Below are 3,620 nucleotides of genomic sequence, written 5' to 3'. Positions count from 1 at the left end.
AAGAAGTTTTTTTTAATCCTTTACAAAAACAAAAAACTACAAGCACTTAGCTTGTAGTTTTTTACTCTCTTATTTTCTACGCTATCAACAAAACTAGGAGAAACATTGAAAATAGATCATTTTATTAACAAAATAATACAAGGTGAAAATACTTATGTATTAAAAAAAATTCCAAACCAAAGTATAGACTTTATATTCGCAGACCCACCCTATTTTATGCAAACAGAAAAAGAATTATTAAGAACTAATGGTGAAAAATTCAATGGTGTAGATGATGAATGAGATAAATTTAAAGATTTCAATGAATATGATGAATATTCATTGAAATGATTAACAGAATGCCAAAGGGTTTTAAAATCTAACGGGACTATTTGTGTTATTGGTTCATTTCAAAATATATTCAGAATAGGCTATTTATTACAAAATTTAGGTTTTTGAATAATTAATGATATTGTTTGAAGTAAAACAAATCCAGTTCCAAATTTTGCAGGAACAAGATTTGTTAATTCTCATGAAACTATGATATGAGCTGCAAAATCAAAAAAATCTAAATTTACTTTTAATTATAAAACGATGAAGTTTTTAAATAACCAAAAACAAGAAAAATCAGTTTGAAACATTTCTTTATCTACGGGAAAAGAAAGATTAAAAGATTCAAATGGAAAAAAAATACATAACACTCAAAAACCAGAAGCATTATTATATAAAATAATCTTAGCAGCAACAAAACCTAATGACTTAATTTTAGACCCATTTTTTGGGACTGGAACAACCGGTGTTATAGCAAAAAAAATAGGAAGAAGCTGAATAGGTATAGAAAGAGAATTTAAATATATAGAACCTGCCCAAAAAAGAATAGAAAATACACAAATAGAGAGCAATAATATTACTAACTTAGATTTAGAAGTTAAACCTCCAAAAGTTTCTGTTCAAAAATTATTAGAATTTCATTACTTAAAACCTGGAGATTCTTTATATGACAAAAATAATAAGAAAATATGTACTCTATTAGAAACTGGTAAAGTATGGGATGGTGAAGAAGAACTCTCTATACATAAAATGAGTGCAAAAAAACTTAATAAAATAAATAATAATGGTTGAGATTATTTTTATGTTGAATATAAAAATAAAATTATTTCTATTAATGATTTAAGATATTTATTTACTGAGAAAAATAATGATTAATAAAGATATAAAAAGATTGATAAGCGAAGCAGTAAAAGAAATAATTAACAAAAGCCTTTTAAAAGTTAATTATTTGTCCCAAAAACATAATAACAAAATTCACTTCATTCCTAAAAGATATAGAATACTTGGTGGAATATTACAAAGTATGAACATTCAGTTTGGTAATTTTATAGAAATATTGATTCAGAATTTGAAAAAAGAAAATCCTAGATATGAAATAATCTCAAAATATTCAGGGAAGAGATATAATAATTTTCTTATATCTCAATCAAATGAAAAACAAATAGATGAATATATAACAAGATGCCAACAAGATTTGAATATTGATTTAGATAGGGAATACCATAATCTCTTGACATCTTTAAAAAGAAATATAAATAAAGGTAAGTTCATAAAATCAAGCCATGATATTGATTTATTATTCAAAGACAAAAAAGATAATAAAATTTATTATGTTGAAATTAAATACAATGATGATCATGATACTGGTAAATTTATAGATATAAATAGAAAATTTCTAAAAACTTATTGTTATTTATTAAATGAAGAACTTGGAGTAAATACAGAAATTATTCCTATTTTGTTTTATTTTAATAACAAAATAATGAAAGGGAATATTTATTTACCAGAAAAGGAAGTCATTTATAGAGGAAAAAGATTTTTTGAGCAATTTTTAACAATTGATTATAAGGAATTAGATAATTATTTATTAAAACTATCAGAAAACCAAGAAACAATTAATATGTTTAATAATATGTATAATAATATACTTAAAAATAATTAGTAATTTTATTTAATGTGATGTTGGTTCATATAAATAGAAAGCAAAATTTCTTATTATTTATTTTATGTGTTAAAATAATAACAGAATATAAAGGAATAACAAATGCAACAATTAAACACTTTAGTAATTAAAAACATTAAAAAAGCTATTAAATTTAATAGTTGTTTTTGTTATTTGAGTAATTATTAATAGTTATTATTTTTTATTTTAATTAAAATAAAACCTTTTACTCAAATAAGTAAAAGGTTTTTTTCTTTATATTCATCAAATCAAAAAGAAGGAGAAGAAATGAACGAATTATATAATTATAATTTTGTTGACACAAAAACATTAAATACATTTCCTATAACAGAAATAGAAAATCTTGGGGATGGAAAATTTGCAGCAAAGAAATATACAATTTTTTGTGAAAGTACTTTTACATTCATTTGTAAGGTATAAAATATGAATAATATAGAATTCAAGTTAAAAACACCAAGAAATTTTAAAACAATTGAATCAGGTGTTTTTAAATTATTCAAATCAACTTCATATAAGTTGCCAGAAAAAGGTTGAAAAATCCATGTATCTTCATTTACAAATGATTTTAATGAAATATTAGAAATAACAATTCATTTTCTTTTTAAAAATAATATAACCTTTAAATATATTTCAAATAAAGGGGAATTTGTAAAATCAATACTTAATAAAAAACCATCAAATTTACTAGGAAAATTTATCACAATATATCCAAAAGATGAATCTCAAGCAAGTTTTATTTTAGAAAATTTAGAAAGTAAATTAAAGAATTACGATGGACCAGCAACATTTACGGATAGACAATATAAAAATTCTATACTACATTATAGATATGGAAATTTTATAAAAGAAGAACAAAGAAATCTAATTAAAAAATATAAACCAGATGATATAGCTGACCCATTTCAAAAAGAAGTAAAGATAAAGAAGAATATAAATAAATATGAAATAGTTGGTTTGATTTATTATGATACTTACTCAAATGTATGACTAGTAAAATATAAAAATATTTTTTATATTTTAAAGGAACTTAAATATAAGAATTTTTATAAAGAGGAAAATCATCATAAACAAAATGAATTTCTGATATCTAAAGATATCAGAAGTAGTTATTTTCCTAAAGCTGTAGAATGTTGAGAAGAATATAATAATTCATATTATTTATATGAATTCAAACAAGGAAGTAATTTATTAACTTTAAAAAGTCACTTTTGTACATTATTTGGTATGGAAAAAGATGAAAAGGTAAATCAAATTATTTCCCTTTTAAGTAATATTAAAGGTTTATTAAAATATTTAAAGAGAAAAAGATTATTTCTTAATGATGTGAAATTAGATAATTTTATTTGAAATGAAGAAACAAAAAGATTAAGTTTTATAGATTTAGAATACTCATATTTGTCAAATAATAAAATAGAAAAAGAAGGTTTTTATAAAATTATTAATGAGTATGATGACAAAAGTTCATTATATTTTAAAAATGATAAAAATAAACTATTTTGAATGTTGTGTGATTTATTGTTTGATTATAAACTAGAATCTGAAATTAATTTTTATAAATATATATCAAATTTAACTTATATAAATCCTAGAATAGAAAAAATTATAAAAGAATTATTTACAATTTTTA

General features: G+C 21.3%; 4 protein-coding genes. All 4 read left to right on the top strand.

The window, feature by feature from the left end; all coding sequences use genetic code 4:
• The first annotated feature begins 105 nt into the window (after window positions 1-105).
• On the top strand, window positions 106-1,185 hold the full coding sequence (locus T405_RS03460; protein WP_036431308.1) for a DNA-methyltransferase: 1,080 nt from the start codon (window positions 106-108) through the stop codon (window positions 1,183-1,185).
• Window positions 1,178-1,972 carry a HinfI family type II restriction enzyme gene (locus T405_RS03455; protein WP_036431305.1) on the top strand — a complete coding sequence of 265 codons (795 nt, stop codon included), beginning with the start codon at window positions 1,178-1,180 and terminating at the stop codon, window positions 1,970-1,972. The genes T405_RS03460 and T405_RS03455 overlap by 8 nt, the downstream gene beginning before the upstream one ends.
• 288 nt (window positions 1,973-2,260) lie before the next feature.
• Window positions 2,261-2,413 carry a hypothetical protein gene (locus tag T405_RS03905; protein ID WP_156951257.1) on the top strand — a complete coding sequence of 51 codons (153 nt, stop codon included), beginning with the start codon at window positions 2,261-2,263 and terminating at the stop codon, window positions 2,411-2,413.
• A 3-nt stretch (window positions 2,414-2,416) separates the two neighbouring features.
• A partial coding sequence (locus T405_RS03450; protein WP_036431302.1) for a class III lanthionine synthetase LanKC N-terminal domain-containing protein occupies window positions 2,417-3,620 on the top strand: 1,204 nt, incomplete at its 3' end.

It is taken from the genome of Mycoplasmopsis felis ATCC 23391 (assembly GCF_000701865.1).
Taxonomy (GTDB): Bacteria; Bacillota_I; Bacilli_A; order Mycoplasmatales; family Metamycoplasmataceae; genus Mycoplasmopsis; species Mycoplasmopsis felis.
Note: the sequence above shows the minus strand (reverse complement) of the source record. Positions and strands in the feature narration are given on the sequence as shown.